The organism is Acidihalobacter aeolianus (assembly GCF_001753165.1).
Lineage (GTDB): Bacteria > Pseudomonadota > Gammaproteobacteria > DSM-5130 > Acidihalobacteraceae > Acidihalobacter > Acidihalobacter aeolianus.
Window position 1 is genome coordinate 1,041,605 of record NZ_CP017448.1, and the last position, 22,249, is coordinate 1,063,853.

A 22,249-nucleotide genomic window follows, 5' to 3' on the forward strand; every position below is an offset into this window, starting at 1 on the left:
CGCGATATTCTATGACCATGAACGGGCTAAGGTATGGCTAACGGGGATGGTAATGGCGGACTGTCCGGCGAAGTCGTGAATGACGACGGGTATCGCGAGCGCTATCGACAGTTGGTCCAGGAGTTCGATGCTGCTGAGGCTGAATGGAAGCGCGACCGCGCTGTCGGTATGCAGCTGTTGGCCAATATGATTTTGCGCCTGTCGGGCGCGCACCCGGATCTCGCTGGGGTGCTGAAATCCTTCGGCGATGCCTTGCAGGCGGGGCGTTTCGAGGCCGATGCCGCATCCCTGAGTTCCATGATCGAAACCTTGCCCATAGTACCTGGCCCGGCTGCCGCCGAAACCGGGGATATTGGAAGTCTCGTGCGCGCTGTCGTCAGTCTGGAAGCCTTGACCGACAGTCATTCCACGTTGCCTGGCGAACTGCATGATCTGCAGGATATTGAGCGTGCGCTGAAGCAGATGGAGCTCGAGGTCGGCGAGCGTCTGCGCCAGTTGCGTACTAGCCTGGAAACGCTGGCTGTGTCGATCTACGAAGCCAAGGGTTGGCCGCGACAGCTCGATACGGAGCGCGAAGAGCAGCGCAGCCAGTTTGCCGCCGGTGATCGCACGGTGGATGCGGATAAATTGGCGGGACTGCTAGGACGCGGGTTTCAATGCGTTGAGCAGGAACGTAACGAAATCCGGTGTTTTCTCGCCGATCTGATCGATCGCCTGGATGTGTTGGAGCGCACATTCGGGGAAGGAAACGATCGGCGGCGCGATTTACTGCGACAAGCTGGGGAGGTCAATCGCCAGATCGAATCCTCGGTGCGTGATCTGATGACGGAAAGCCAGGTGGCTACCGATTTCGATAGCCTGCGTGCGGCGATCGATGCGCGATTGCACAATCTGACCGACGACCTGTTGACCCTGCGTGGATTGGGGGACGACATGCTGCATCAGTCAGATGTGGATGCGGCGAAGTTGACTGAGCGGCTTAAGGTGTTGGAGGTCGAGCGTGACCAGTTGAGCCGCAGACTCGAACAGACATATTCGGAAGCCCGTGTCGACAGCCTGACGGCACTGCCCAATCGCCGCGCAATCGACGAGCGCTTGGAGGAGGAGGTCGCGCGCGTAAGACGATCGGGCGGGGATTTCTCGATCGCCTTGGTGGATGTCGATCATTTCAAGCAGATCAACGATCGCTACGGTCATGCCAGCGGCGACCGTGCGTTGCAGATTATCGCCCGGTTGCTGAGTGTGCAGCTGCGCCGATCAGACGTGGTGGGGCGCTGGGGTGGGGAGGAATTCTTGTTCCTGTTTCCCGGGGCTTCTGCGGAGACTGCGCGCGAGGTGGTGGATCGTGTGCGACGAGGATTGTGTGAGGCGCCGACTCATTTCAAGGGTGAGCGGGTTTCGTTAAGTGCTTCTTTTGGCATCGCTACCTGGGAGGGTGAAGCGGATACATCAGCTGCACTGATGCAGAGAGCCGACGAAGCCCTTTATGCGGCCAAGCAGGCTGGGCGTAACGCCTTGCGGGGTTGATCGACTCTGAGGTCGTGTTTTTTGCGCAGAAGCCTTGCGGTTGGGGGCTAGTCCTCGTAGAATTACCGCCTTTTTATGCGCCGATATTCCCAGCGCCTCCTTGCCTCACCGCCGCACTGTTGCGGGAGGCTGCCAATCCATAAGGGGTTAGTATGTCCATGCGTCACTATGAAGTGGTTTTTCTGGTCCATCCCGACCAGAGCGAGCAGGTACCTGCCATGATCGAGCGCTACCGCGGGATGATCGAGGGCGACGGTGGTACGATCCATCGCCTCGAAGATTGGGGGCGCCGTCAGCTAGCGTACCCGATCAACAAGGTGCACAAGGCGCACTACGTGCTCATGAATATCGAATGCACGGATGCCGCGCTGGCCGAAATCGAGACCGCCTTCCGCTTCAACGATGCGGTGCTGCGCAAGCTGGTGATCCGCGAAAATCAGGCGATCACCGAGGCGTCGCCGCTTGCCAAGTCCAAGGACGAAGGTGATTCCGGCGACACCCGTGCGTCGCGGGAAAGTGATTCCGATAGTGACGATTCACGCGACGGCGACGATTCCGCCGCCTGATTCCAGTCACACCGCACTCCATTCGATCGAGGTACAGCATCATGTCGCGTTTTTTCCGTCGTCGCCGTTACTGCCGTTTCACCGCCGAGGGTATTGCACGGATCGATTACAAAGATCTGAACATGCTCAAGGGCTATATCACCGAGACCGGTAAGATTGTACCTAGCCGCGTGACCGGCACCAGCGCGCGCTACCAGCGCCAGTTGGCACAGGCCGTGAAGCGCGCACGCTATCTGGCGCTGCTGCCGTATTCGGATCAGCACTGATCCGATAGGCCGTCTGCCGAAGTTCGTGCGGAGCTGATGCGCCGTCTTGCCGCCTTTGTGATGTCGGGACCGGCGCAGGCCGTCGCGGTGGTCGTGCTAACCGCGGTAGGCGGTGTGTTGTTCCCGCCGATAGCCCTGTTGAGCGCGGCCGCTGTGGCCTTGGTGGTACTACGCCATGGCCTGAATCAAGGGCTGATCGTCGCAGGTTGGAGTGCCTTGGTCCTGGCAGTCTTGGCCGGTCTGGCCACAGGCACTCCCTCCGCGGCAGTAGCTGGGTTGCTGTATGCGGCCATCCAGTGGTTGCCGACAATCGTGGTTGCCTTGGTATTACGGCAAACCGCTTCGTGGCGCAATGTGATGACCGGGCTCACGCTGTTTGCGGTAGCCGGGGTGATCGGTGTCCACCTTTGGGTGCCCGATATCACCGAGAAGTGGCTGGATGTGTTGCAGCGTTCCGTGAGCGGGCTGCTGCAACGTGCAGGAATGTCGCCGATGGAGGTTTCCGCGGCGATTGAGCGTGCGGCGCATTACGCTACTGGCGTTTTCGCCATGTCGTTCGTGCTGAGTGTTGCGCTGAGTCTGATGCTGGCGCGTGCTTGGCAGGCGCAGTTATACAACCCGGGCGGTTTTCGGGACGAGTATACGAGCTGGCGACTGAGTTATTGGCTGGCTGGCGTTGCTGTATTGCTGGTGGCGTTGGTGCTGCTGATGCAAAATGACATGCTGATCGAACTGGCCATGGTGGTACTGACCCCGTTCCTGCTTCAGGCCATCGGCCTGATACATGGTGTGGTCAGGCAGACGGGGATCAGTGTGGGCTGGCTCGTGGGGATGTATGTGTTATTGGTTTTGGCGCCGCCGCAGATGGGCAGCTTGCTGGCTGCAGTCGGCGTCGCCGACAGTTTCACGGACTTGCGCGGGCGGTTTGGCCGCGGCGCATGATTTGGTGAAGCTTTTTTGTTGAATCATTAGGGTAGCTATCATGGAAATCATTCTGCTGGACAAGGTGGAGAACCTGGGTGGTCTCGGCGAGAAGGTCAAGGTCAGGCCGGGGTATGCCCGTAACTACCTGATTCCGACGGGCAAGGCCAAGTATGCGACGCCGGCGAATATCGCCGAATTCGAGGCGCGTCGTGCCGAATTGGAAAAGGTTGCTGCCGAAGCACTGGCCGCAGCCGAAGCTCGCAGCGCCAAACTGGACGGCATGGTCGTTACGTTGACCGCATTGGCCGGCGCCGAGGGCAAGTTGTTCGGCTCGATCGGTACCCAGGACATCGCTGATGCGGTGACTGCGGCGGGTGTCGAGGTCGAGCGCAAGGAAGTGCGGCTCCCCGAAGGCGCGCTGCGCCATGTCGGAGAGTACGATGTGGAAGTGCATCTGCATTCCGACGTCGACGCGACCATCAAGGTCGTCGTCAACGGCGAAACCGCCGCCTGATTACCTGATTCGGTCGAAGGCGGAGGACGCTCATGGCGTCTTCCGTACTTCGGTTATCTTCGCGAGTTCAGGTTTCGCGGTACGATGGCGCGTACACCTCATTACGCCCTGCCGGTCAGGATAACCGTCGTATGAAAACATGGCCGAAGTGATCCCGAAGCCTCTAGGTGAACGTAACGCCACCGATGCGTTGCGCATACCACCGCATTCCATCGAAGCCGAACAGGCTGTCATCGGTGGACTCATGCTCGACAATGCGACCTGGGATCAGGTAGCAGATCGCATCAACGAAGCGGATTTTTATCGCTTCGACCATCGCCTGATCTTCCGCGCCGTCGAGAAGCTGGCCGCACAAAACCACCCGATAGACGTCGTCACGCTTTCCGAGGCGCTCGAACGTACCGGCGAACTGGAACAGGCTGGCGGGCTGGCCTATCTGGGCGTTCTGGCCCGCGATACGCCGAGTGCGGCCAATATCCGCACGTATGCCGACATCGTGCGCGAGCGCTCAATTCTGCGCCAGCTGATCAGTGTCGGAACGCGAGTGGCAGACAGTGCCTTCAATCCCGAGGGACGAGATTCCAAGGCGCTGCTGGACGAAGCGGAAAAGGCGGTTTTCGAAATCGCCGAGAAAGGCGTGCGCGGTCGGGAGGGGTTCTCCAGCGTCAAGCAACTGTTGCGACCGGCCTTGGAACGCATCGAGATGCTGCATGAGCGCCAGGATGCAGTTACCGGCGTCGCCACAGGCTACGACGAGATCGACGAGCGTACCTCAGGTCTGCAGGCCGGCGATCTTGTGATCGTCGCCGGTCGTCCCTCGATGGGCAAGACGAGCTTCGCCATGAACATAGCGGAGTATGCTGCCGTCAAACACAGCACCCCGGTCGCCATCTTCAGCATGGAAATGCCCGGCGAGCAGCTGACCATGCGTATGCTGTCTTCGCTCGGGCGCATCGATCAGCATCGACTGCGTACCGGTCGGCTGGACGAGCAGGATTGGCCGCGTCTCACCAGTGCCGTGCAGATGCTGACGGACGTGCCTATGTACATCGACGATACCCCGGCGCTGACCCCGACCGAGCTGCGCGCACGTGCGCGCCGGCTCAAGCGCGAACATGGGCTGGGTCTGATCGTGATCGATTACCTCCAGCTGATGCAGGTGCCGGGCACGCGCGAGAACAGGGCGACCGAGATATCGGAAATTTCACGCTCCCTAAAGGCCTTGGCAAAAGAGCTGGGGGTACCCGTGATTGCATTGTCGCAGCTCAATCGCAGTCTTGAGCAGCGCCCCAACAAACGTCCGGTGATGTCCGATCTGCGCGAATCCGGGGCTATCGAGCAGGACGCCGATCTCATCGCCTTCATCTACCGCGACGAGGTGTACAACGAGGATAGTCCCGACAAGGGTACGGCCGAGATCATCATCGCCAAGCAGCGTAATGGCCCCATCGGCATGGTACGTCTGACCTTCCTCGGTCAGTACACCCGGTTTGAAAACCATATATCCGACGTCTACGGAGGCGACGGAGGCTTCGGATGAGCTTTTTACCGCGCGCTGCCGAGGCCATGATTGACCTCGATGCCCTGCGGCACAATGTCGGCCGCGTGCGCACGCTGGCACCGCGGAGTCGCATTCTCGCCATGGTCAAGGCCGATGCCTACGGTCACGGCCTGATCGCCGTGTCGCGCGTTCTGTCGAATGAGGCCGACGGTCTGGGAGTGGCTTGCGTCCCGGAAGGACTGGCGCTGCGCGAGGCCGGTCTGGGTGGGCGCGTCGTGGTGATGCAGGGCTGTAAGAACGACGATGAACTGGCGGCTGCGCATGCCGCAGGACTGGATCTTGTCGTACACGAACCCGGGCAGGTAGAGCGTCTTGAGCGATACGCTGCTGGCGCCGCACCACTGACGATCTGGCTCAAGGTCGACACGGGTATGCATCGTATCGGTTTCGAGCCCGAGGAAATCCCCGCCCTCAGCGCACGGCTGCAAGGTATGCCCGCCGTCGCTCCTGGGCTGCGCTATGTGACCCATTTTGCCTGCGCAGACGATCCGGCGGCACAGGCGGTTACGGATCGCCAGGTCGCTCGATTTCGCGCGGCCACGGACGGACTGCAAGGCGAGCGCAGCCTGTGCAACTCGGCTGGTATCCTCACCAGAGCCGACGCGCATGCCGATTGGGTTCGCCCCGGCATCATGTTGTACGGCGCTTCTCCGTTATTGGGGACGACGGCTATGGAGCTGGACTTGAAACCGGTGATGACGCTGCAGGCACCGCTGATCGCGATTCGCATTTGTCGTGCCGGCGAGCCGATCGGTTATGGCGGCGTCTACACCTGCGACCACGATACACGTGTTGGTATTTTGGCTATTGGGTATGGCGATGGGTATCCGCGGCATGCCCCCAGTGGTACACCGGTTTCCGTTGCTGGTCAGGTTTGCACCGTAATTGGGCGTGTGTCTATGGACATGCTGGCGGTCGACCTTGGCGCGGTGGATTGCAAACCAGGTGATAAGGCTGTTTTCTGGGGCGGTAATCCAGCGGTTGAGGTTGTCGCGCAAGGCGCCCAGACCATCAGCTATGAACTGCTTTGTGCGGCGGGTTCGAAGGCGCGCAGAGTTTACATTTAATTCCCGCGATAATTATCTTAGAAATCCCCCTCCTGGCTGTTTATTTCCAGAATATTCAAGGCTACGTTCTGTGGAGAAGGGGCGTTCGACCTCTAAAAACAGCGACATCTATAAACACTTCGAAGGGAAGTATTAATTACATAAATGCAGGTGGTTTTACAAACGCCAGAATATTAGAGGATGCTGTTTGACATTTTTGCGACAAGGTTTAGTCTTGTCTCGCAAACAAATGCAGGGCTAATCAGAATATTAGACAAAACTAATAATTATGGTTTTGAGTATACACAGAACCCGGAGGATTCGATGAAACTCAATTTGAAGCATTCTTTGATTGCCAGTTCGATTGCTGCCGCGCTGGGATTTGCCGGCGCCGCACATGCTACCAATGGTTACAATTTGATCGGTATTGGCGCTTATCAGATGGGTATGGCCGGAGCCGTCGTATCCGATCCGGGTTCTGCCATGACTGCAATTTCCAACCCGGCCGGCATGACGGAAGTTCGTCCGCAGACCGATTTCAGCATGGAAGCCTTCCTGCCCAAGCGTGACGTGAACTTCACCGCGACCGGCGGGCAGAAAATTTCCAGCGACAGCAACATGTACGGCGTGCCTGCACTGGGCTGGTCCGCCCCGACCTCCAGCGGTTCCAATGTCTATTTCGGTGGCGGCATGTACGGCACCTCCGGCATGGGCGTTGACTATCCCTACACGGCCAATGGCGTGATGCCTCAGAGTCAGGTACCGCCCGGGCAAGATGCGTCATTTAATGGTTTCAGCAATATTGCGTTGTGGCAGATGGCTCCGGCGCTGGCCTGGAAGGTCAACGATCAGTTGAGCCTGGGTGTGGCGCTCGATATCGGCTACATGTCGGCCTCGTTCCTGCAGTCCTATGGTTTTGCGGCCGCACCTTCTCCTGCTGGTGGAACGGCCTACGGCCCGTACAGCATCAACATGACCCGATCGGCCAGTGCCTTCGGCCTAGGTGCAACTGTTGGCCTACTGTACAAGATCAATCCGATGTGGACGGTGGGTGCTGAATATACGAGCTCCCAGACTTACAAGCTCAATTACAACTTGGCTCCCGGAGATATCACAGTACCTGGTGGTGCCAGCCCGTTCGCACCTGCCGGTTACGCGTTCCCTGGCGGCAAATACACGCTGACGATGAAGACGCCGCAGACAGCCTCCCTCGGTGTCACGATGAACCCCACGAGTACGTTGGCGGTGAGCGCGCAGGTGAAATGGATCGACTGGAAGGATGTGATGAACAATCTAAGCATCACCGGTCCGATGGATTTCACAGGCTTCACACCGAAATGGAAGAGTCAAACGGTAGTGGCTGTGGCTGCTAATTATTACGTCACCCCGAAATTCCAGGTGCGTGCAGGTTACAACTACGCCAAATCGCCGATCGACAGCAACGCGGTAGCCTACAACCTCATTCTGCCAGCGGTCGTAGAAACCCATTACACGGCGGGTTTCACCTATGATCTGAACAAGCGCTGGACGATTGGCGGTGCATACATGATTGCGCCGCAGAAATCCTATACCGCACCGATGACTGCCAGCATGACCGATCCGAGCAAGGGTCAGAAAGTTTCCCTTTCCGAGCAGGCGGTATCGTTCAATATCGGCTACAAGTTCTGAGGTTTCCTGTTTCTCTGAGCTGTATTTTCAAGGGCCATGGAAACGTGGCCCTTTTTTATACCAGAGCAAAGTACCGGCTTTGCCAATAACTAAAATATAGATGGAGGATAAAATGTCCTTTATGGGAAATCTGTTGCGGAGTTTATTTGCAGTGGCATTTTTATCTGCAGTTACATTCAGTGCGAATGCTGCGGAAAATTACAAGCCGTTTATTCTTGCCACGGCAGGTAACGGCGATTTTCACACACAGGTGGAAAAGGTTCAGGCGGCATTGACCCAAGCGGGTTTCAAGATCGTGGGCACATACAATCCGGACTTAAGCACTTTCCATCCCTATCAGGCCGCGACGATTTTTATCGTGACCAACCCGACGCTACTGGCCGACGCGGCGAAAACTCCGCGTGGCGGATACGGCGCCGTGATGCGGGTTGCCGTGACCCAGACGAATGATCAGGTTCAGGTGGCCTACGTCAATCCGGTGTACGTGCAATACGCTTACCGCATGAAGGCTGATCTGGCACCGGTGAAGGCCGAACTTGCCAAGGCGCTGGGTGATCAACAGTCCTTCGGCGCAAAAGGCCTGACTGCAGATGCACTTGAGCATTATCACTACACCTTCGGCATGGAATATTTCAACGAACCCTACCAACTCAACAGCTTTGGCTCGCATGCGCAGGCAGTTGCCAAGGTCAAATCCCTGCTGACCAAGGGTGTCAATGGTCTGCATTACTTGTATGAGTTGAATATTCCCGGGACCGATCAGACGGTTATCGGCGTCGCTATGGACGACAAGGACAATAAAAACGTCAACGATGCCTATCAGATGTCGGTCGTCGATTTCCATAAGCTCAAGGGAACGGCTTATTTGCCTTATCAGATTCTGGTGAAAGGATCGAATGTCGAGGCATTAAATATGCGCTTCAGGATGGCGGTGTTCTTCCCTGATCTGTCGATGATGGGCGATCACTCGTTTATGACCTTGATGTCGGCGCCGGCCGCGCTCCATCGTGCATTAGCCAAGGCGACTGGGACCACTTACAGTGAGCCGTTATTCTAGAGTCATGCCTTCGCATTAAGCTTTCAAACCCCGGCAAGTCCGGGGTTTTCTTTGTCTGGTCTATCGTCCAGAATGATCCTCCGAACAATTTCGGAGCTCGCTATGAAGTCGATCAAGATCAGCAATCTGGGCGAAATTCGCAACGAGTTGAACAAATACAAAAAGGGCAAGAAATTCGACATCCATCAGTTCAATCAGATGGCGCGGCTCGCTTGGCTTGGCAAGATCGTGATGCAGCCGCTCGATCCGCTCGATGAGAAATGCGAGTCTTTTTTGCTCTATTGCGACTACCCGGACGAATTCCAGTCTCATTTTCTCGATCCAGATCAAGATCTGGTGGGGCAGATGCATATCGTGGATGGCGAGCAGGCGCTGGCACTGTCGCGCATCATGCAGCGCGGCGTCGAGGAGCGTGCATTGCTCTATCAGGATCTGCGTCAGCGCGATTTCTATTTCGATGAATTCTATCGCCCGAAGAAACAGGGTGGCGAGCAGTCTCCCGATGAAGCCGCGGATCCTGCCGGCGACACCTGATTCCAGGCCCCGGGATTGCTTCGGCTCAATTACCACGATGCGGGCTGGCTGACGCCTTATGCCTTGCATGCCTGTTACGCGGGTCTGGCGGCGTCGCTGAGCGCCGATGATCCTCTCTGGCTAGTCATAGCGCGCGCTGATCGCGGCCATATCGCACTCGGTGCCAGCCAGTATGCCGACGCCGAACTGGACCTGGGCTACTGCCGCATGCGGGGTATCCCGGTCGTTCAGCGTGCTCTGGGCGGCGGTACGGTCTGGGTGGATCGTGACCAGTTGTGTGTGTTTTTCCTCTGGCCGCGGCATGCTGCGCCACGCACCCATGCGGATCTGTTCGACGAATGCCTGGCGTTGCTGGCCGCGGCATTCGCGCAGATAGGTCTACAGACGATGCGCATAGGTGGGCAGGATCTCTGGTGTGGCGGACGCAAGTTGTTGGGTAGCGGCGCTGCAACGATCGGCCACACGATGGTGTTCGGTGCGAGCCTCTTGGAACGTTTCGCAGCCGACAGCTTTGCCGCCTGCGTGCATAGCCCGAGCCAGGGCTTCAGCGAGTGGCTGCGCGATGCATTGGCCGCCGGCATGACCGATCTGTCCTCCCTGGGGCAGGCCGAGAGTACTCCTGCCCTGGTCGATGCGTTGCGTGCAAGCTGTGCGGCACGCTGGGATGTCGATGCGTCTTCACCCGACAAACTACAGCGTGCAGCGATGTTCGAAGCGGAATGCGAATTGCGCGAGCCGCTGGAATTGGGCGGTCGGCGTCTGGTGCGTGGTGGCATCAAGATCAACCGCGAGACCTATCTGCTGGAAGATGCCGCTGCGCCTTGGCTGCGCCTGCTGTGGCAGTCAGGGCGTCTGCGTCGTGCCGCCTGCGCCGATCCCGAGGCTGACCTGCTGCTGCAGGATTGCCTGGATATGCCATGGGATGGCAGTCTGCTGTTCGACCGCGCGGCGTCGCACGATCTGGCTGAGTCCGCCGTGCGGACGCTTGCGCAGCGTATCGATGCCCTGTGTGCGACGTTGCCGAGTGCGGCATAACACTACATAAACGGAACTGTCCATGAGCCAACCGACCATAGCTGCTCGTCTTGAGCGCAAATACATCGCGATGACTGCGGATGAGGAGACCAAGCGTCGCCTGGATGCCGTTACCCCGGAGACCTGGACCTGTGTGGCGGTGGCCGATCTCGAACAGCTCGGCGAGTGGCACGAGATCCTGCTGCACCGTTTCCTGCTGTTGGATCTGGACGAATTCGAGGCCTTTGATCCGCTCGACGTGATTCGCATCCTGCGTCAGCAGTACCAGATCAATATCCCGGTTTTCTGCTTCGGCGGCGAAGAGGATATTCGGGACGAAATGCGCCTGGCCCGTGCGGACCGGTTCTTCGACAAGGATGAAATGATCGAGCGGCTACCGGAGTTCTTCCGGCAGTACGATTGGGGCGGGTAAGTCGGTGCGCGGCCGCCGGTGCGGCAGCCGCGCACGCGCGTGTCAGCCGATCCAGGCGTGCTCGACCACGTCGACGCGGATGTCCTGGGAATAGGTCTCGCCGTTGCCTTCGATGGACAGCTTGCCCACGTAGGAGCCGGGGGTCTTGTAGCTGAATTTGCACTCGAAGGTGCCCGGCAGATTCACCGTGGCGTCGCACTTGCTCTCGCCGTCGACCGTGAAACTGCACTTCGCGCTGCCCTGGCCGCCGAGCAATGCCTGCAGGCGGAACTCCTGATTGACGGGGCGGCGATAAACATTCGGGTCGCGGTTCGCGTTGTACTGCAGATTGTTGAGCTTGACGAGTTTGACCAGTTTCATGGTGACTCCCGTTGTTAGGGTATTGCCTAGCATATTAGTAGGTTATGATATAAACGTGAAATAATACCACGTGCGGTGAAATATTCACCCCTGTCCGCCAACACGATTAAACCTCGCATGGATAGAAACGCACAACTCGCCGAACGCCTGTCAGCGATAGACGTCAGGATACGCGCACTGGAAAGCGACATTGCCCGGGAAGGCGCCGAGAGCAATTTGGAGGCGGTGCTGATTCAGGCGACACATTGCATCAAGGATCTGCTGACGGCCTATGCCCATCACGCTGGCAAGCCCGTGCCGGAGACAGACGATCCGCTCGAGGTCTTTCGCGCCTTCGTCAAGGGCGACCCGAGCCTGAATGCGGTCCGCGACAATGTTCGGGAACTCGTGTACTACCGCAATTGCCTAGACATGGACAGGGCCGATGCCTTGCCGGCTAGGCCGGAGCGCATGGCCGTGCGTACCGCGAGGCACGTTTACCTGTACCTGTACACCCGCTGCACCCAGGAGGGACGCCTCTCCTGATCGAGTGCATCATCAGCCAGGTCGGGGCGTCGAACTCCGACCGCATCCATTCGAGCGTGCGCCGACAGGCGCAGGCCAGCGCATGAGGAAAGATCATGGATAACAGGGTCAAGCACGAGCGCGGTGTCGAACGCGACGTGATTCAGCAGCCGGTGGCCACCCGGGCGCCGTTTTATCTGCCGCAGGCCGACGAGGTCGAGATCTTCCGCGCGGCGTACTCACGTCGTCTGCCGGTCATGCTCAAGGGCCCCACCGGCTGCGGCAAGACACGCTTTCTGGAGCACATGGCGCACAGCCTGCGACGGCCGTTGGTCACGGTGGCCTGCCACGAGGATCTGACCAGCTCCGATCTCGTCGGACGTTTCCTGCTGCAGGGCGATGAAACCGTCTGGCAGGACGGGCCGCTGACGCGCGCGGTGAAGGAAGGCGCCATCGCCTACCTCGACGAAATCGTCGAGGCGCGTACCGATACCACCGTGGTCATCCATCCCCTGACCGACCACCGCCGCCAGCTTCCGCTCGACAAGAAGAGCCGCTTCATCGAGGCGCACGACGATTTCATGCTGGTGATCTCCTACAACCCGGGCTATCAGACCGCGCTGAAGGATCTCAAGCCCTCGACCAAGCAGCGCTTCGTCGGCATCGGCTTCGATTATCCGGGCGAGGAGCTCGAGCGTCGCATCGTCGCCGGCGAATCGGGCTGCCAGGATACCGCGCTGATCGAGCGTCTGGTCGCTGCCGGCCGTCGTGCGCGGGCGCTTAAGGAGCACGGCCTGGAGGAGGCGACCTCCACCCGCGCCCTCTGCTACGTCGCCGAACTGATCGCTGGCGGACTGTCGCCGCGCGTCGCGGCCCGGGCCGCCATGATCGCGCCGATCACCGACGATCCCGCGCTGATCGAGGCGCTGGAGGAAATCTTCGAGGCGCATCTCGGCGCCGAAGCCTGAGATGAGTTCGGCATCCGACGAAGCGGAAACGCTGGTCCGCTGCGAGGAGGTCCTGCAGCACCTGGAGGACATCAGCTTCGTGGCCCAGCGCGATGCGCGGGCGGCACTGCCGACGCTGGAAGGCGTCGATGCGCCGACCCGGCTGTACTGGCTCGAGGCCGCGCGCGATCTGTTCTTCCACGACCGCGAGGCGGGCAAGGCCTTCATGCGCAGGACGCCCGATCTGGTCGCGCTGTGGTCGGACGTGCGGCGCTGGACCGATCAGGCGCAGTCCTTCCGCCAGTGGGTGAATTCCTGGGCGGCGCTGGACGGATTCCTGGCCCAGGCGGGGCAGGTCTATGCGGCCTGGGGCGAGGCCGGCGAGCGCGGCTGGTACGACATCGGCATGCGTTGGTGCACGCGCAGCGTGGAGGACGGGCGCACCTATTTCGAGGCCGACTACGAAAACCTCGCGGATGGCGAGGGTCTGGCCGGGATCGAGGCGTTGATGGCGCCGGCCGATGCCCTGTACGAAGCGCGCCGGTTGACCCTGGAGACCTATCTGCCGGGCGCGCTGATCGCGCGCAAGGTCGTCGGCACGCCGGGGCTCGAGCCCTGGGCGCGCCGTGGCGCCGATCTGATGCAGTCCGGCCGTGCGCGCGGCGAGGCCTATTTCCAGCTGGCCACCGAAGAGGGCGTGCGCTACCTGCTTGACGAGCTGCCCGGCTACCGCCCGCGTCAGCATGCCAAGTTCCTGCAGCTCCTCCTGCTCGCCTGGTTCGACGAACTGATTCCGCTGGCGGACAGCGACTGGCGCCCGGGCAAGGGGCAGCCGATGATGCTCTGCGACGGGCGCTCGCTGCTGATGCCCGCGGTGATGGAAGACCGCGACGAGGTCATCGTCGCCGCTCTGCACACGGCGGCGCACCTGCGTTTCGACACCTACGCCCAGGCCGAGATAGAGACCTTGTTCGAGGTGGCCGGTTCCCAGCCCCCGCCGCTGGACGACGACCAGCGCATGACCTGGCGTCCCCTATTCGCCGCGTACGGCGAGCGCATGTTCCGTTTTCAGGCTCTGTTCGACCTGTGCGAGGACATTCGGGTGGACAGCCGCCTGGGTGCCCTGGTGCCCGGTTTCCTCAGTCGACTCGGCCGCCTGCTCGATCGGGCCGAGACACCCGAAGGTGCCCCCGGGCATTTCCACGCCTTCGCCTGCGCCCAGTTGCGGGCCCTGATCGCCGGGCAGGGGCTGGATGCGCGCCTCGCCTCGCTCACCTTGCCGCAGGCGCGTCTCAGCGACGCCTTTGCCGTAGCCCGGGAGCTGTTCGCCGATGCGGACTTCCCCGAACTGGCGGCCGGCGAGCGCGACCGGTCCTACCCGCCGGCGCACGGCCTGAATACCGGGCCGGCTGTCTATCCGCGCCCACGCTACGACGAGCTGCACGATGCACCGCATGCCGACGCCTATGCCGAAAACAAGGCCACGCGCGAGCGTCAGCGCGAGGATCAGCCGCAACAGGCGCCGGGGCAGCGTCAGGACGACCCCGACGCGGACATCAACCTGCCGCGCGAGAACACCTCCGGCAGCGGCGGGCGCATCGGTTCGGGCATTCCCATGCCGGCCAAGAACATCCGTGGCCGCGGCGCGACGCTGGAGACGCCGCCGGGCGGCATTCCCTACCATGAATGGGACTACCGCGAGCAGCGTTATCTCAACGAGTGGGCCAAGGTCCACGAGGCGCGCCTGACCGAGACCGAGTCGAACCGCGCGGCACGCATCCTGGAGGACCACGCGGGGGTGCTCAAGCGAATGCGCGCCGCCCTGGAAATGCAGCGGCCCAGCCGGCCCGCGCCACTGCGGCGGCAGCCGGAGGGCGACGAACTCGACATGGAGGCAACGGTGGCCTACGTGGTCGAGAAGCGGGCCGGCCTGTCGCCGGAAGGCCTGATCTACCGCCGGCGTGCGGTACAGCACCGCGACACGGCCGTGCTGTTGCTCGCCGACCTGTCCACCTCGATCATGGCACGCCATCCCGGCGGGCACGGCAAGGTCGTGGACCGCATCCGTTCCGGGTTGATCCTGTTTTCCGAGGCGATCACCAGCCTCGGCGATCCGTACGCGATCTGCGGCTTCGCCTCCAAACATCACGACAACGTCAACTACTACGTGATCAAGGACTTCGCGGAGCCGCGCGACCATGAGCTGAATGCGCGCCTGGCCGCGCTGTCCGGACGCCTCGCCAGCCGCATGGGGGCGGCTATCCGACACTCGATCAAGCGTTTCGCCGAGGTCGATGCCCATCACCGCCTGCTGCTGCTGCTCACCGACGGTCGCCCGGCGGATTACGACGATGGCGGCGATGCGCGCTATCTGCAGGACGACACGCGCATGGCGATGAAGGAGGCGCGCGATGCCGGCGTACACCCCTTCTGCATCACCCTCGACCCGAGCGGCGGGGAATATCTGCCGGCCATCTTCGGGCCCGGGCACTTCACGCTGGTCGACAGCGTCGACGACCTGCCCGCACGGCTGCCCGAGATCTACCTGAGGCTGCGCCGGTGACCGCCGGAGCCGATGCCGGTTCGCCGCGCGCGGTACTCATCGCCGCCGCGCGCTACCGCCGCCACAGCTACGGCAACAACCATCCGCTGGACATCCCGCGCGTGTCGCTGACCCTCGATCTCATCCGCAGCTACGGTGCGCTGAACGAGGCCGAGTACCTGGAATCGCGCCGCGCACTGCCGGCCGAGCTGGAATGGTTCCACACCCGCGACTACGTGAGCGCCATGCAGCGCTGCGAGGCGCTGGGCAAGGTCACCGACCGTTACCGGCAGCGACACAACATCGGCAATCTCGAGAATCCGTACTTCCAGGACTTCTTCGCCACCCCGGCGACCGCCACCGGCGGCAGCATCCAGGGCGCCGAGCAGCTGCTGGCCGGGCGGGTGGCCTTCAGTCCCGCGGGCGGCATGCACCATGCGATGCCCGACCGTGCGCAGGGATTCTGTTTCTTCAACGATGCGGCGCTCGCGGTCATGCGGCTGCGCCGCGCCGGCCTGCGCGTGCTCTACGTGGACATCGACGCGCACCACGGCGACGGCGTGGAGCATGCCCTGCGCGACGATCCCGAGGCTTTCACCCTGTCGCTGCACATGGACACCGAGAAGGCCTATCCCTTCGCCGGCGGGGGTATAGAGGACGTCAGTGGGGGCAACGCCGTCAACCTGCCGCTGCCCCCGGGTACTCACGACGACGAATACCGCCATGCCTTCGCCCGCGTGTGGCCCGCGGTGATGGACGCGGTGCGTCCGGATGCGGTGGTGCTGCAGGCGGGCACCGACCCGATCATGCCCGACCCACTGGGCAAGTTCCGGCTCTCGACCCAGGCCTTTGTCGATGTCGTCGCGCAGATCCGGGACGACGCGCCAAGACACGCGAACGGCACGCCGCGTCTGCTGGTGATCGGCGGAGGCGGCTATCATCCCCTGGTGCTGGCGCGCTGCTGGACCGGCCTCTGGGCGCTGCTCAGCGGGCGTACGCTGCCGGCCGAGATCCCGCCGGACGGGCAGGCCCTGCTGGCGGAGGTGCGCTGGGGCGCCGAGGATCCGGACGACGACGACGACGACGAGGAAGAACAGGTCGAACGTTTCGGCACGCCCTATCATGAACTGCTGAGCCGCCGTTTCGACCGCCCGCAGCACGGGCCGCTGCGCGCGGAGGTGGTACAACGGGTCGACCGGCTGCTGGACAGCCACCCCCTGTTTCGCCAGGCCGCGTCGCGCCCCGCCGCGGCGGCCTCAACCATTACGCCGAGGAGCCCTGAACTGCCGTGACCGACGAATCGACCACCGCCGCCACCCTCATGCCGGGCTATGCCAACGCCAAGGCGACCCAGGCCTACGCGCGTGCACACATCGAGGCCGGAGAGACCGCCGAGGGCCACTACAGCGACTTTCTGCGCGCCCGCATCCAGCTTTCCAGCCTGGGCGTGGGCAGTTTCGGCGGTGCGGCCGACCCGGTGGTCGATGCGCAGATCTCGGCGATCGTCGCCGAGGCGCTGATCAAGGGCGTCAACGTGATCGACACCGCCGCGCACTACCGCTACGGCCGCTCCCTGGCCGCGGTCGGCGCCGGGGTGCGCGCCGCGGCGGCCCAGGGCGTACCGCGCGAGGCCATGTTCCTGATGTCCAAGGGCGGTTTCCTGACCCTGCGCGGCGGACCGCCGGCCGACATGGCCGGTTGGTTCGAGCGCGAGATCGTCGCCGCCGGCCTGGGCACGCGCGAGGACCTGGCCAAGGGCGTGCACCTGCTGACGCCCGAGTACATCAATTACCAGCTCGAGCTTTCGCGTCATCTGATGGGCGTCGAAACGCTCGACGCCTTCCTGGTCGACCAGCCCGAGGTGCATATCCCGGAGATCGGCAAGGAGGCGGCGCACGAGAGGCTCGCGGCCGTGTTCCAGACCCTGGAGCGCGCGGTGCAGGAGAAGCGTCTGCGGGTTTACGGCATCAGCACCTTCGAGGGCTTGCGCGTGGAAACCGACAGCCCGATGTTCGAATCGCTCACCGCGATGGTCGGCCTCGCCGAACGCGCCGCCCAGCTGGCGACCGGCGACGAGCACGCCCGCCATCACTTCAAGATAGCGATGATGCCCTTCAATCAGGTGATGAGCGAGGGCTTCACGCGCTTCAACACGGCCACCGGCCAGGGCAACGTCGCCTCGCCGATCCAGGCGGCGTACCAGCTCGAGGTCTACGTCATGGCCAGCCATACCCTGTTCAAGGGGCATCTCGCCGCGCAGTCGGTGGGTCCGGTGGACGAACACCTGCCCGATCTCGCCAATCCCGCGCAACGGGCGATGCAGTTCAACCGTTCCACGCCGGGCCTCGGCACTTCGCTGGTCGGCATGAGCACGCCGGATCATCTGGCCGACCTGCTGGCCACCGCCCAGGTGCCGCCGATGCCGCGCAAGGACTACCTGGCGATGTACCAGAAGGCCTGAGCCCCGGGTCTACGCAGGAGGACACTCGTGCAAGCCGATCTCAAACCGCTGGAATTCCATGCCATCCGCCGCCTGCTGGAACGCCTGACCGCGACGCCCTATGGCGCCGACGCCGCCCGCGGCCTGGAGCCCGCGCCCGACGCCGAGGTGGCGCGTCGCATGCAGGGCGCCGTGGACGCCGCACGCCGACTGCTCGACGCCGGCCGCCGTCCGCCGCTGGGCGCGTTGCCGGACGTGCGCGCGGCGCTGCGGCAGGCCTCGACCGTTGGCGCCTCGCTGTCGGGGCAGGCGTTGTTCAATCTGCAGGAGGTGATGGCGGCCTGCGCCAGGCTGGCCGAGGCCCTGCGCGAGGATGCGGGCATCTATCCCGGCCGCCTCGACGACCTGAGGCCGCCAGCCCCGCTGGTGGAGCGTCTCGAGCGCACTCTGGTGGGCGCCGGCACGCTGCGCGATGACGCTAACGAGGCGCTTGCCGCGCTGTTCGCCGAGCGTCGGCAGCTGCGCGACGAAGCCGAGTCGGTGGTACGCCAGCGCATGCAGCGCGCCGACATCGCCGCGCTGTTCGCCGACGGCGGCAAGGTGGGCTGGCACAACGAGCGCGCGGTGCTGAGCGTGCGTGCGGCCGAAGCGGAGCGGATCAAGGGCGTGCGTCGCGGCAGTGCGCTCGGCGGTCGCGACGTGGTGGTGGAGCCGATGGAGGCGGTGCCCGCGAATAACCGTCTGGAAACCGTGATGGGACGCATCGGCACCGAGCAGCAGCGCTTGTTCCGCGACGTGACCGCCCAGGTGCGCGAACACGTCGAGGCCCTGCAGGCGATGCTTTCGGCGCTGACCTGGATCGACCTGGCGCTGGCCGCCGGGCGCATGAGCCAGGCGATGAACGCGCACGCACCGCGCCTGAGCGATGCCGCCGAGGTCGAGCTCAACGATGCCTATCACCCGCTGCTGCTGGTGCAGTTCGCCGATGGCAGCGGGGTACAGCCCGTACCGCTGACGATCCGTCTCGATCCGCAGGACCGCCTGTTGGTGATCACCGGGCCGAACACCGGCGGCAAGACGGTGGCGCTCAAGACCCTGGGGCTGCTGGTGGCGATGGCGCATTGCGGTCTGCACATCCCGGCGGAGCGGGACTGCGTCGTGGGATGCTATACGCGCCTGATCGTGGACGTGGGCGATCATCAGAGCCTGTACCACCACCTCTCGACCTTCGCCGGACATGTCGAGGTGCTCAAGCGGGTGCTCGACGAGGCGGACGGCAGCACGCTGGTGCTGCTCGACGAACTGGGTACCGGCACGGACCCGGAGGAGGGCGCCGCGCTGGCGATGGCGGTGCTCGACGAACTCGGTGCGCGTGGCGTGCAGGGCGTGGTCAACACCCATCTGTCGCCGCTCAAGGAATATGCCGCCGACCGGCCTGGCGTGCGCAATGCCTCGATGCATTTCGACACCGAGACCCTGCGCCCGACCTACCGGTTGCGCATTGGCGTGCCGGGCAAATCCCTCGGCTTGCTCATCGCCGAGCAGAACGGTCTGCCCGCCGCGCTGGTGGCCGGCGCGCGCGAGCATCTGCAGCGCCTGGCCGACGGACACGGCTGAGAGGCGGGGCACCCTGAAGCGCCCTGCGCGCTCCCTTCAGGATATCGGGGTCTGTCTGCCCATGTGGATGCTGCGCCCACTCAACCGGCGGTAGAACAATTCCGTTGCGACCGAGAATGCGATCAAGGCGACCAGGCCAGCGATCTGCCAGCGCGTATGCGGATCTTCGATGACCTGGGCGCACAGGGCGGCAAGGGCAGTCAGGCACGCTGCGACGCCGATGGCGGCCAGCCTGGGGTTCGCCTGGGTTTCGCGTGCAAGGCGCAGGTTAGCCAGATTGACCGCGGCGAATACCAGCAAGAACCCGGCACTGCCCAGCGTTGCGATGGCCGACAGCGGCACGCCGTTGACTAGGAGCAAGGCAAGTGTGGCGAACAACGCGAGCCCCTCGACCGGCTGGTTGCGGATGTCGTGCTCGAAGGCGGACGGGAGTTCGCCGTACTTGGCGATGAGATAGGTGAGCCGCCCCGAGCCGTAGAAGGTGGCGTTGATTGCCGAGGCGGTCGCGGCCAGCGCGGCGACGATGATGGCTAGGGAGCCGCCATGGCCCAGGATCTGCCCGGCGGCGACGGAGAGCACGTCATCGCGGTGCGCAGCGATCGCGCCGAATCCCAGGTGCAGCAGCACGGCGGCGGCGATGCACAGGTAGACCAGGATCACGATGGCGACGCCGCCGAGATAGGCAATGGGCAGGGAACGGCGGGGGTTGACCGCTTGCGGCGCAGCGTTGGCGATCAGCTCGAAGCCTTCGTAGTTGAGGAAGACGATCATTGCGCCGGCTATCAGCGGCAGTGGGCTGACCCACTGAGCGGGTGCTAGGCGTGCCGGGTCGCCGGGCAGGGCCAGGCCGGCGACGATGAACCCGGCGAGCAGGATCAGCTTGAGCAGGTTGAGGCTGTTTTCACTGCGGATCACGATGTGCGGCCCGAGGAAGTTGAGCAGTGCGAGCACGAGCAGCACCCCGCTCGCAAGCATGCTACGTGCTGCCGCTCCGCCATGGAACAGATCGACGGCATAGGTGCCGAAGGCATAGGCATAGATCGCAAGCAGGATGACGTAGCTTAGGCACAGCAGGATGTTGAGCGCCCCCGTGAACACGCCGGGCCCGTAGGCGCGGTTGAGGAATTCCACGGTGCCGCCTGAGCTGGGGTAGCGCAGCGTGAGCTTGAGGTATGACCAGGCGGTGAGCAGTGCGACCGCTCCGGCGAGGGCGAAGGCGAGCGGTGCGGCACCACGCGTGAGCTGAATCGTCAGACCGGTGACGGCAAAGATGCCGCCACCGATCATGCCGCCGATGCCGATAGACAGCAGCGCAGCGGTGCCCAGCGGCGTTTTCGCCGAGGCAGCCGTTTCAGCCATGATGAAAATGTCCGTCGGCCTGCCTGGGGCGGGCAGGTGGGGCAGCATCGAGATCGGCGACCACCTGGGCGAGATCGGTGAGCAGCAGGTCCGCCATGTCGCGCGAGAAACCCTCGCGCACCACCACGCGCAGCACGGCGACGCTTTCGGCGTCCGGCGGCATGGTGTAGGCAGGCACCTGCCAGCCGCGCACGCGCAGGCGTTCGGACACGTCGTACACGGAGTAGTGCGTGGTGTCCTTGAGGCGAAAGGCGAACACGGGGATGCTCGAGCCGTCGCTGAGCAGTTCGAAGGGGCCGAGGTCGGCGATCTTCGCCGATAGTTCGGTGGCGACCTCGCGCAGTGTGGTCATGATGCGCGTGTAGCCAGCGCGGCCGAGGCGCAGGAAGTTGTAGTACTGGCCGACGATCTGGTTGCCGGGGCGCGAGAAGTTGAGGGTGAAGGTCGGCATGTCGCCGCCGAGGTAGTTGACATGAAACACGAGGTCCTCGGGCAGGTGCTCCTGATTGCGCCACACGGCCCAGCCGACGCCGGGATAGACCAGCCCGTACTTGTGGCCCGAGGCATTGATCGAGACCACGTTGGGCAGACGGAAGTCCCAGCGCAGGTCGGGGTGGATGAAGGGCGCGACGAAGCCGCCGCTGGCGGCGTCGATGTGCAGCGGCACGGCGAGTCCGTGCGCCGCGTTGTGCGCGACCACGGCGTCGTGGATGGCCTCGATGGGCTCGAACTCGCCGGTGAAGGTGGTGCCGAGAATGGCGACCACGCCGATGGTGTTCTCGTCGATGCGCTCGACCACCTCCTCGGGCGTGATCACGTAGCGTCCCTCGCGCATGGGGATGTAGCGCGGCTCGACCTCCCAGTAGCGGCAGAACTTCTCCCACACCACCTGCACGTTGGCGCCGAGGATCAGGTTGGGTTTGGCGGCGGACTGGCCTGCGGCCTCGCGGCGCGCACGCCAGCGCCACTTGAGCGCCATGCCGGCGAGCATCACCGCCTCGCTGGAGCCGATCGCAGACACGCCTACCGCCGCGCCGTCGTCGGGCGCATTGAACAACCGCGCGATCATGTTGACGCAGCGCGTTTCGATCTCCGCGGTCTGCGGGTACTCGTCCTTGTCGATCATGTTCTTGTCAAAGGTCTCGGCCATCAGCCGTTCGGCCTCGGGTTCCATCCAGGTGGTGACGAAGGTGGCGAGGTTGAGGCGCGCGTTGCCGTCGAGCATGAGTTCGTCATGAATCAGTTGGTAGGCGGTCTGCGATGGCAGCTCCCCTTCCGGCAGGGTGTATTTGGGTACCGGCTCGGACATGGCGCGGGAGCCGTAGGTGGGCGCCAGGGCGGCGTCGGGCAGCAGTTTCTTGACCATGGTC

21 protein-coding genes are annotated in these 22,249 nt (G+C 63.0%); 18 read left to right on the forward strand and 3 right to left on the reverse strand.

Annotated elements, in window-relative coordinates; translation table 11 throughout:
- Positions 1–33 precede the first annotated feature (33 nt).
- From BJI67_RS04860 to BJI67_RS04915, 12 genes are all read left to right on the forward strand, one after another.
- Positions 34–1,527: a GGDEF domain-containing protein gene (locus BJI67_RS04860; RefSeq protein WP_070072082.1), complete on the forward strand. Its 1,494-nt coding sequence runs from the start codon at positions 34–36 to the stop codon at positions 1,525–1,527.
- Positions 1,528–1,685: 158 nt separating this feature from the next.
- On the forward strand, positions 1,686–2,093 hold the full coding sequence (gene rpsF, locus BJI67_RS04865) for a 30S ribosomal protein S6 (protein WP_070073958.1): 408 nt from the start codon (positions 1,686–1,688) through the stop codon (positions 2,091–2,093).
- 41 nt (positions 2,094–2,134) lie between these two features.
- Positions 2,135–2,359, forward strand: a complete 225-nt coding sequence (rpsR, locus tag BJI67_RS04870) for a 30S ribosomal protein S18 (protein WP_070072083.1) — start codon at positions 2,135–2,137, stop codon at positions 2,357–2,359.
- A gap of 36 nt (positions 2,360–2,395) precedes the next feature.
- A complete protein-coding gene (locus BJI67_RS04875) occupies positions 2,396–3,301 on the forward strand; it encodes a hypothetical protein (protein ID WP_070072084.1) in 906 nt (301 codons plus the stop codon).
- A gap of 40 nt (positions 3,302–3,341) precedes the next feature.
- The gene (gene rplI / locus BJI67_RS04880) at positions 3,342–3,797 is read left to right on the forward strand and encodes a 50S ribosomal protein L9 (protein ID WP_070072085.1); all 456 of its coding nucleotides are present in this window, start codon (positions 3,342–3,344) and stop codon (positions 3,795–3,797) included.
- Positions 3,798–3,936: 139 nt separating this feature from the next.
- Positions 3,937–5,337, forward strand: coding sequence for a replicative DNA helicase (gene dnaB, locus BJI67_RS04885; protein WP_070072086.1), 1,401 nt, complete (start codon positions 3,937–3,939; stop codon positions 5,335–5,337).
- On the forward strand, positions 5,334–6,425 hold the full coding sequence (gene alr / locus BJI67_RS04890; protein WP_070072087.1) for an alanine racemase: 1,092 nt from the start codon (positions 5,334–5,336) through the stop codon (positions 6,423–6,425). The genes dnaB and alr overlap by 4 nt, the downstream gene beginning before the upstream one ends.
- A 303-nt stretch (positions 6,426–6,728) precedes the next feature.
- Positions 6,729–8,072, forward strand: coding sequence for an OmpP1/FadL family transporter (locus tag BJI67_RS04895; RefSeq protein ID WP_070072088.1), 1,344 nt, complete (start codon positions 6,729–6,731; stop codon positions 8,070–8,072).
- A gap of 121 nt (positions 8,073–8,193) precedes the next feature.
- A complete protein-coding gene (locus BJI67_RS04900; RefSeq protein ID WP_156782030.1) occupies positions 8,194–9,129 on the forward strand; it encodes a hypothetical protein in 936 nt (311 codons plus the stop codon).
- 102 nt (positions 9,130–9,231) lie between these two features.
- Positions 9,232–9,663: a hypothetical protein gene (locus BJI67_RS04905; RefSeq protein ID WP_070072090.1), complete on the forward strand. Its 432-nt coding sequence runs from the start codon at positions 9,232–9,234 to the stop codon at positions 9,661–9,663.
- Between the two features lie 15 nt (positions 9,664–9,678).
- The gene (locus BJI67_RS04910; protein ID WP_070072091.1) at positions 9,679–10,698 is read left to right on the forward strand and encodes a lipoate--protein ligase family protein; all 1,020 of its coding nucleotides are present in this window, start codon (positions 9,679–9,681) and stop codon (positions 10,696–10,698) included.
- A gap of 22 nt (positions 10,699–10,720) precedes the next feature.
- Positions 10,721–11,110: a hypothetical protein gene (locus BJI67_RS04915; protein ID WP_070072092.1), complete on the forward strand. Its 390-nt coding sequence runs from the start codon at positions 10,721–10,723 to the stop codon at positions 11,108–11,110.
- Between the two features lie 42 nt (positions 11,111–11,152).
- On the opposite strand, the gene BJI67_RS04920 is transcribed toward BJI67_RS04915, so the two are convergent.
- Positions 11,153–11,470, reverse strand: coding sequence for a hypothetical protein (locus BJI67_RS04920; protein WP_070072093.1), 318 nt, complete (start codon positions 11,468–11,470; stop codon positions 11,153–11,155).
- 117 nt (positions 11,471–11,587) lie between these two features.
- Here BJI67_RS04920 and BJI67_RS04925 point away from each other — a divergent pair, with 117 nt between their 5' ends.
- The 6 genes from BJI67_RS04925 to BJI67_RS04950 all read left to right on the forward strand — a co-directional run bounded on the left by BJI67_RS04925 (position 11,588) and on the right by BJI67_RS04950 (position 19,520).
- Positions 11,588–11,995: a hypothetical protein gene (locus tag BJI67_RS04925; protein ID WP_070072094.1), complete on the forward strand. Its 408-nt coding sequence runs from the start codon at positions 11,588–11,590 to the stop codon at positions 11,993–11,995.
- A 95-nt stretch (positions 11,996–12,090) separates the two neighbouring features.
- The gene (locus BJI67_RS04930; protein WP_070072095.1) at positions 12,091–12,942 is read left to right on the forward strand and encodes a CbbQ/NirQ/NorQ/GpvN family protein; all 852 of its coding nucleotides are present in this window, start codon (positions 12,091–12,093) and stop codon (positions 12,940–12,942) included.
- Position 12,943: 1 nt separating this feature from the next.
- Positions 12,944–15,484 carry a nitric oxide reductase activation protein NorD gene (locus BJI67_RS04935; protein ID WP_070072096.1) on the forward strand — a complete coding sequence of 847 codons (2,541 nt, stop codon included), beginning with the start codon at positions 12,944–12,946 and terminating at the stop codon, positions 15,482–15,484.
- Complete coding sequence (locus tag BJI67_RS04940; RefSeq protein ID WP_070072097.1) at positions 15,481–16,755, forward strand: acetoin utilization protein AcuC; 1,275 nt, start codon at positions 15,481–15,483, stop codon at positions 16,753–16,755. Before BJI67_RS04935 ends, BJI67_RS04940 begins: the two co-directional genes overlap by 4 nt.
- Positions 16,756–16,784: 29 nt before the next feature.
- The gene (locus tag BJI67_RS04945; RefSeq protein ID WP_070073959.1) at positions 16,785–17,924 is read left to right on the forward strand and encodes an aldo/keto reductase; all 1,140 of its coding nucleotides are present in this window, start codon (positions 16,785–16,787) and stop codon (positions 17,922–17,924) included.
- Positions 17,925–17,951: 27 nt separating this feature from the next.
- Positions 17,952–19,520, forward strand: coding sequence for an endonuclease MutS2 (locus tag BJI67_RS04950; RefSeq protein WP_070072098.1), 1,569 nt, complete (start codon positions 17,952–17,954; stop codon positions 19,518–19,520).
- Positions 19,521–19,556: 36 nt separating this feature from the next.
- On the opposite strand, the gene BJI67_RS04955 is transcribed toward BJI67_RS04950, so the two are convergent.
- Positions 19,557–20,879: an APC family permease gene (locus tag BJI67_RS04955; protein ID WP_070072099.1), complete on the reverse strand. Its 1,323-nt coding sequence runs from the start codon at positions 20,877–20,879 to the stop codon at positions 19,557–19,559.
- The gene (locus tag BJI67_RS04960; RefSeq protein ID WP_070073960.1) at positions 20,872–22,245 is read right to left on the reverse strand and encodes a glutamate decarboxylase; all 1,374 of its coding nucleotides are present in this window, start codon (positions 22,243–22,245) and stop codon (positions 20,872–20,874) included. Before BJI67_RS04960 ends, BJI67_RS04955 begins: the two co-directional genes overlap by 8 nt.
- Positions 22,246–22,249: the final 4 nt, after the last annotated feature.

What these genes read in the sequence shown, in the direction of transcription:
- BJI67_RS04860 (WP_070072082.1), top strand. Translation starts at nt 34, where the DNA reads ATGGCTAACGGGGATGGTAATGGCGGACTGTCCGGCGAAGTCGTGAAT.
- rpsF (WP_070073958.1), top strand. Translation starts at nt 1,686, where the DNA reads ATGCGTCACTATGAAGTGGTTTTTCTGGTCCATCCCGACCAGAGCGAG.
- rpsR (WP_070072083.1), top strand. Translation starts at nt 2,135, where the DNA reads ATGTCGCGTTTTTTCCGTCGTCGCCGTTACTGCCGTTTCACCGCCGAG.
- BJI67_RS04875 (WP_070072084.1), top strand. Translation starts at nt 2,396, where the DNA reads ATGCGCCGTCTTGCCGCCTTTGTGATGTCGGGACCGGCGCAGGCCGTC.
- rplI (WP_070072085.1), top strand. Translation starts at nt 3,342, where the DNA reads ATGGAAATCATTCTGCTGGACAAGGTGGAGAACCTGGGTGGTCTCGGC.
- dnaB (WP_070072086.1), top strand. Translation starts at nt 3,937, where the DNA reads ATGGCCGAAGTGATCCCGAAGCCTCTAGGTGAACGTAACGCCACCGAT.
- alr (WP_070072087.1), top strand. Translation starts at nt 5,334, where the DNA reads ATGAGCTTTTTACCGCGCGCTGCCGAGGCCATGATTGACCTCGATGCC.
- BJI67_RS04895 (WP_070072088.1), top strand. Translation starts at nt 6,729, where the DNA reads ATGAAACTCAATTTGAAGCATTCTTTGATTGCCAGTTCGATTGCTGCC.
- BJI67_RS04900 (WP_156782030.1), top strand. Translation starts at nt 8,194, where the DNA reads ATGGGAAATCTGTTGCGGAGTTTATTTGCAGTGGCATTTTTATCTGCA.
- BJI67_RS04905 (WP_070072090.1), top strand. Translation starts at nt 9,232, where the DNA reads ATGAAGTCGATCAAGATCAGCAATCTGGGCGAAATTCGCAACGAGTTG.
- BJI67_RS04915 (WP_070072092.1), top strand. Translation starts at nt 10,721, where the DNA reads ATGAGCCAACCGACCATAGCTGCTCGTCTTGAGCGCAAATACATCGCG.
- BJI67_RS04920 (WP_070072093.1), bottom strand. Translation starts at nt 11,470, where the DNA reads ATGAAACTGGTCAAACTCGTCAAGCTCAACAATCTGCAGTACAACGCG.
- BJI67_RS04925 (WP_070072094.1), top strand. Translation starts at nt 11,588, where the DNA reads ATGGATAGAAACGCACAACTCGCCGAACGCCTGTCAGCGATAGACGTC.
- BJI67_RS04930 (WP_070072095.1), top strand. Translation starts at nt 12,091, where the DNA reads ATGGATAACAGGGTCAAGCACGAGCGCGGTGTCGAACGCGACGTGATT.
- BJI67_RS04935 (WP_070072096.1), top strand. Translation starts at nt 12,944, where the DNA reads ATGAGTTCGGCATCCGACGAAGCGGAAACGCTGGTCCGCTGCGAGGAG.
- BJI67_RS04945 (WP_070073959.1), top strand. Translation starts at nt 16,785, where the DNA reads ATGCCGGGCTATGCCAACGCCAAGGCGACCCAGGCCTACGCGCGTGCA.
- BJI67_RS04955 (WP_070072099.1), bottom strand. Translation starts at nt 20,879, where the DNA reads ATGGCTGAAACGGCTGCCTCGGCGAAAACGCCGCTGGGCACCGCTGCG.
- BJI67_RS04960 (WP_070073960.1), bottom strand. Translation starts at nt 22,245, where the DNA reads ATGGTCAAGAAACTGCTGCCCGACGCCGCCCTGGCGCCCACCTACGGC.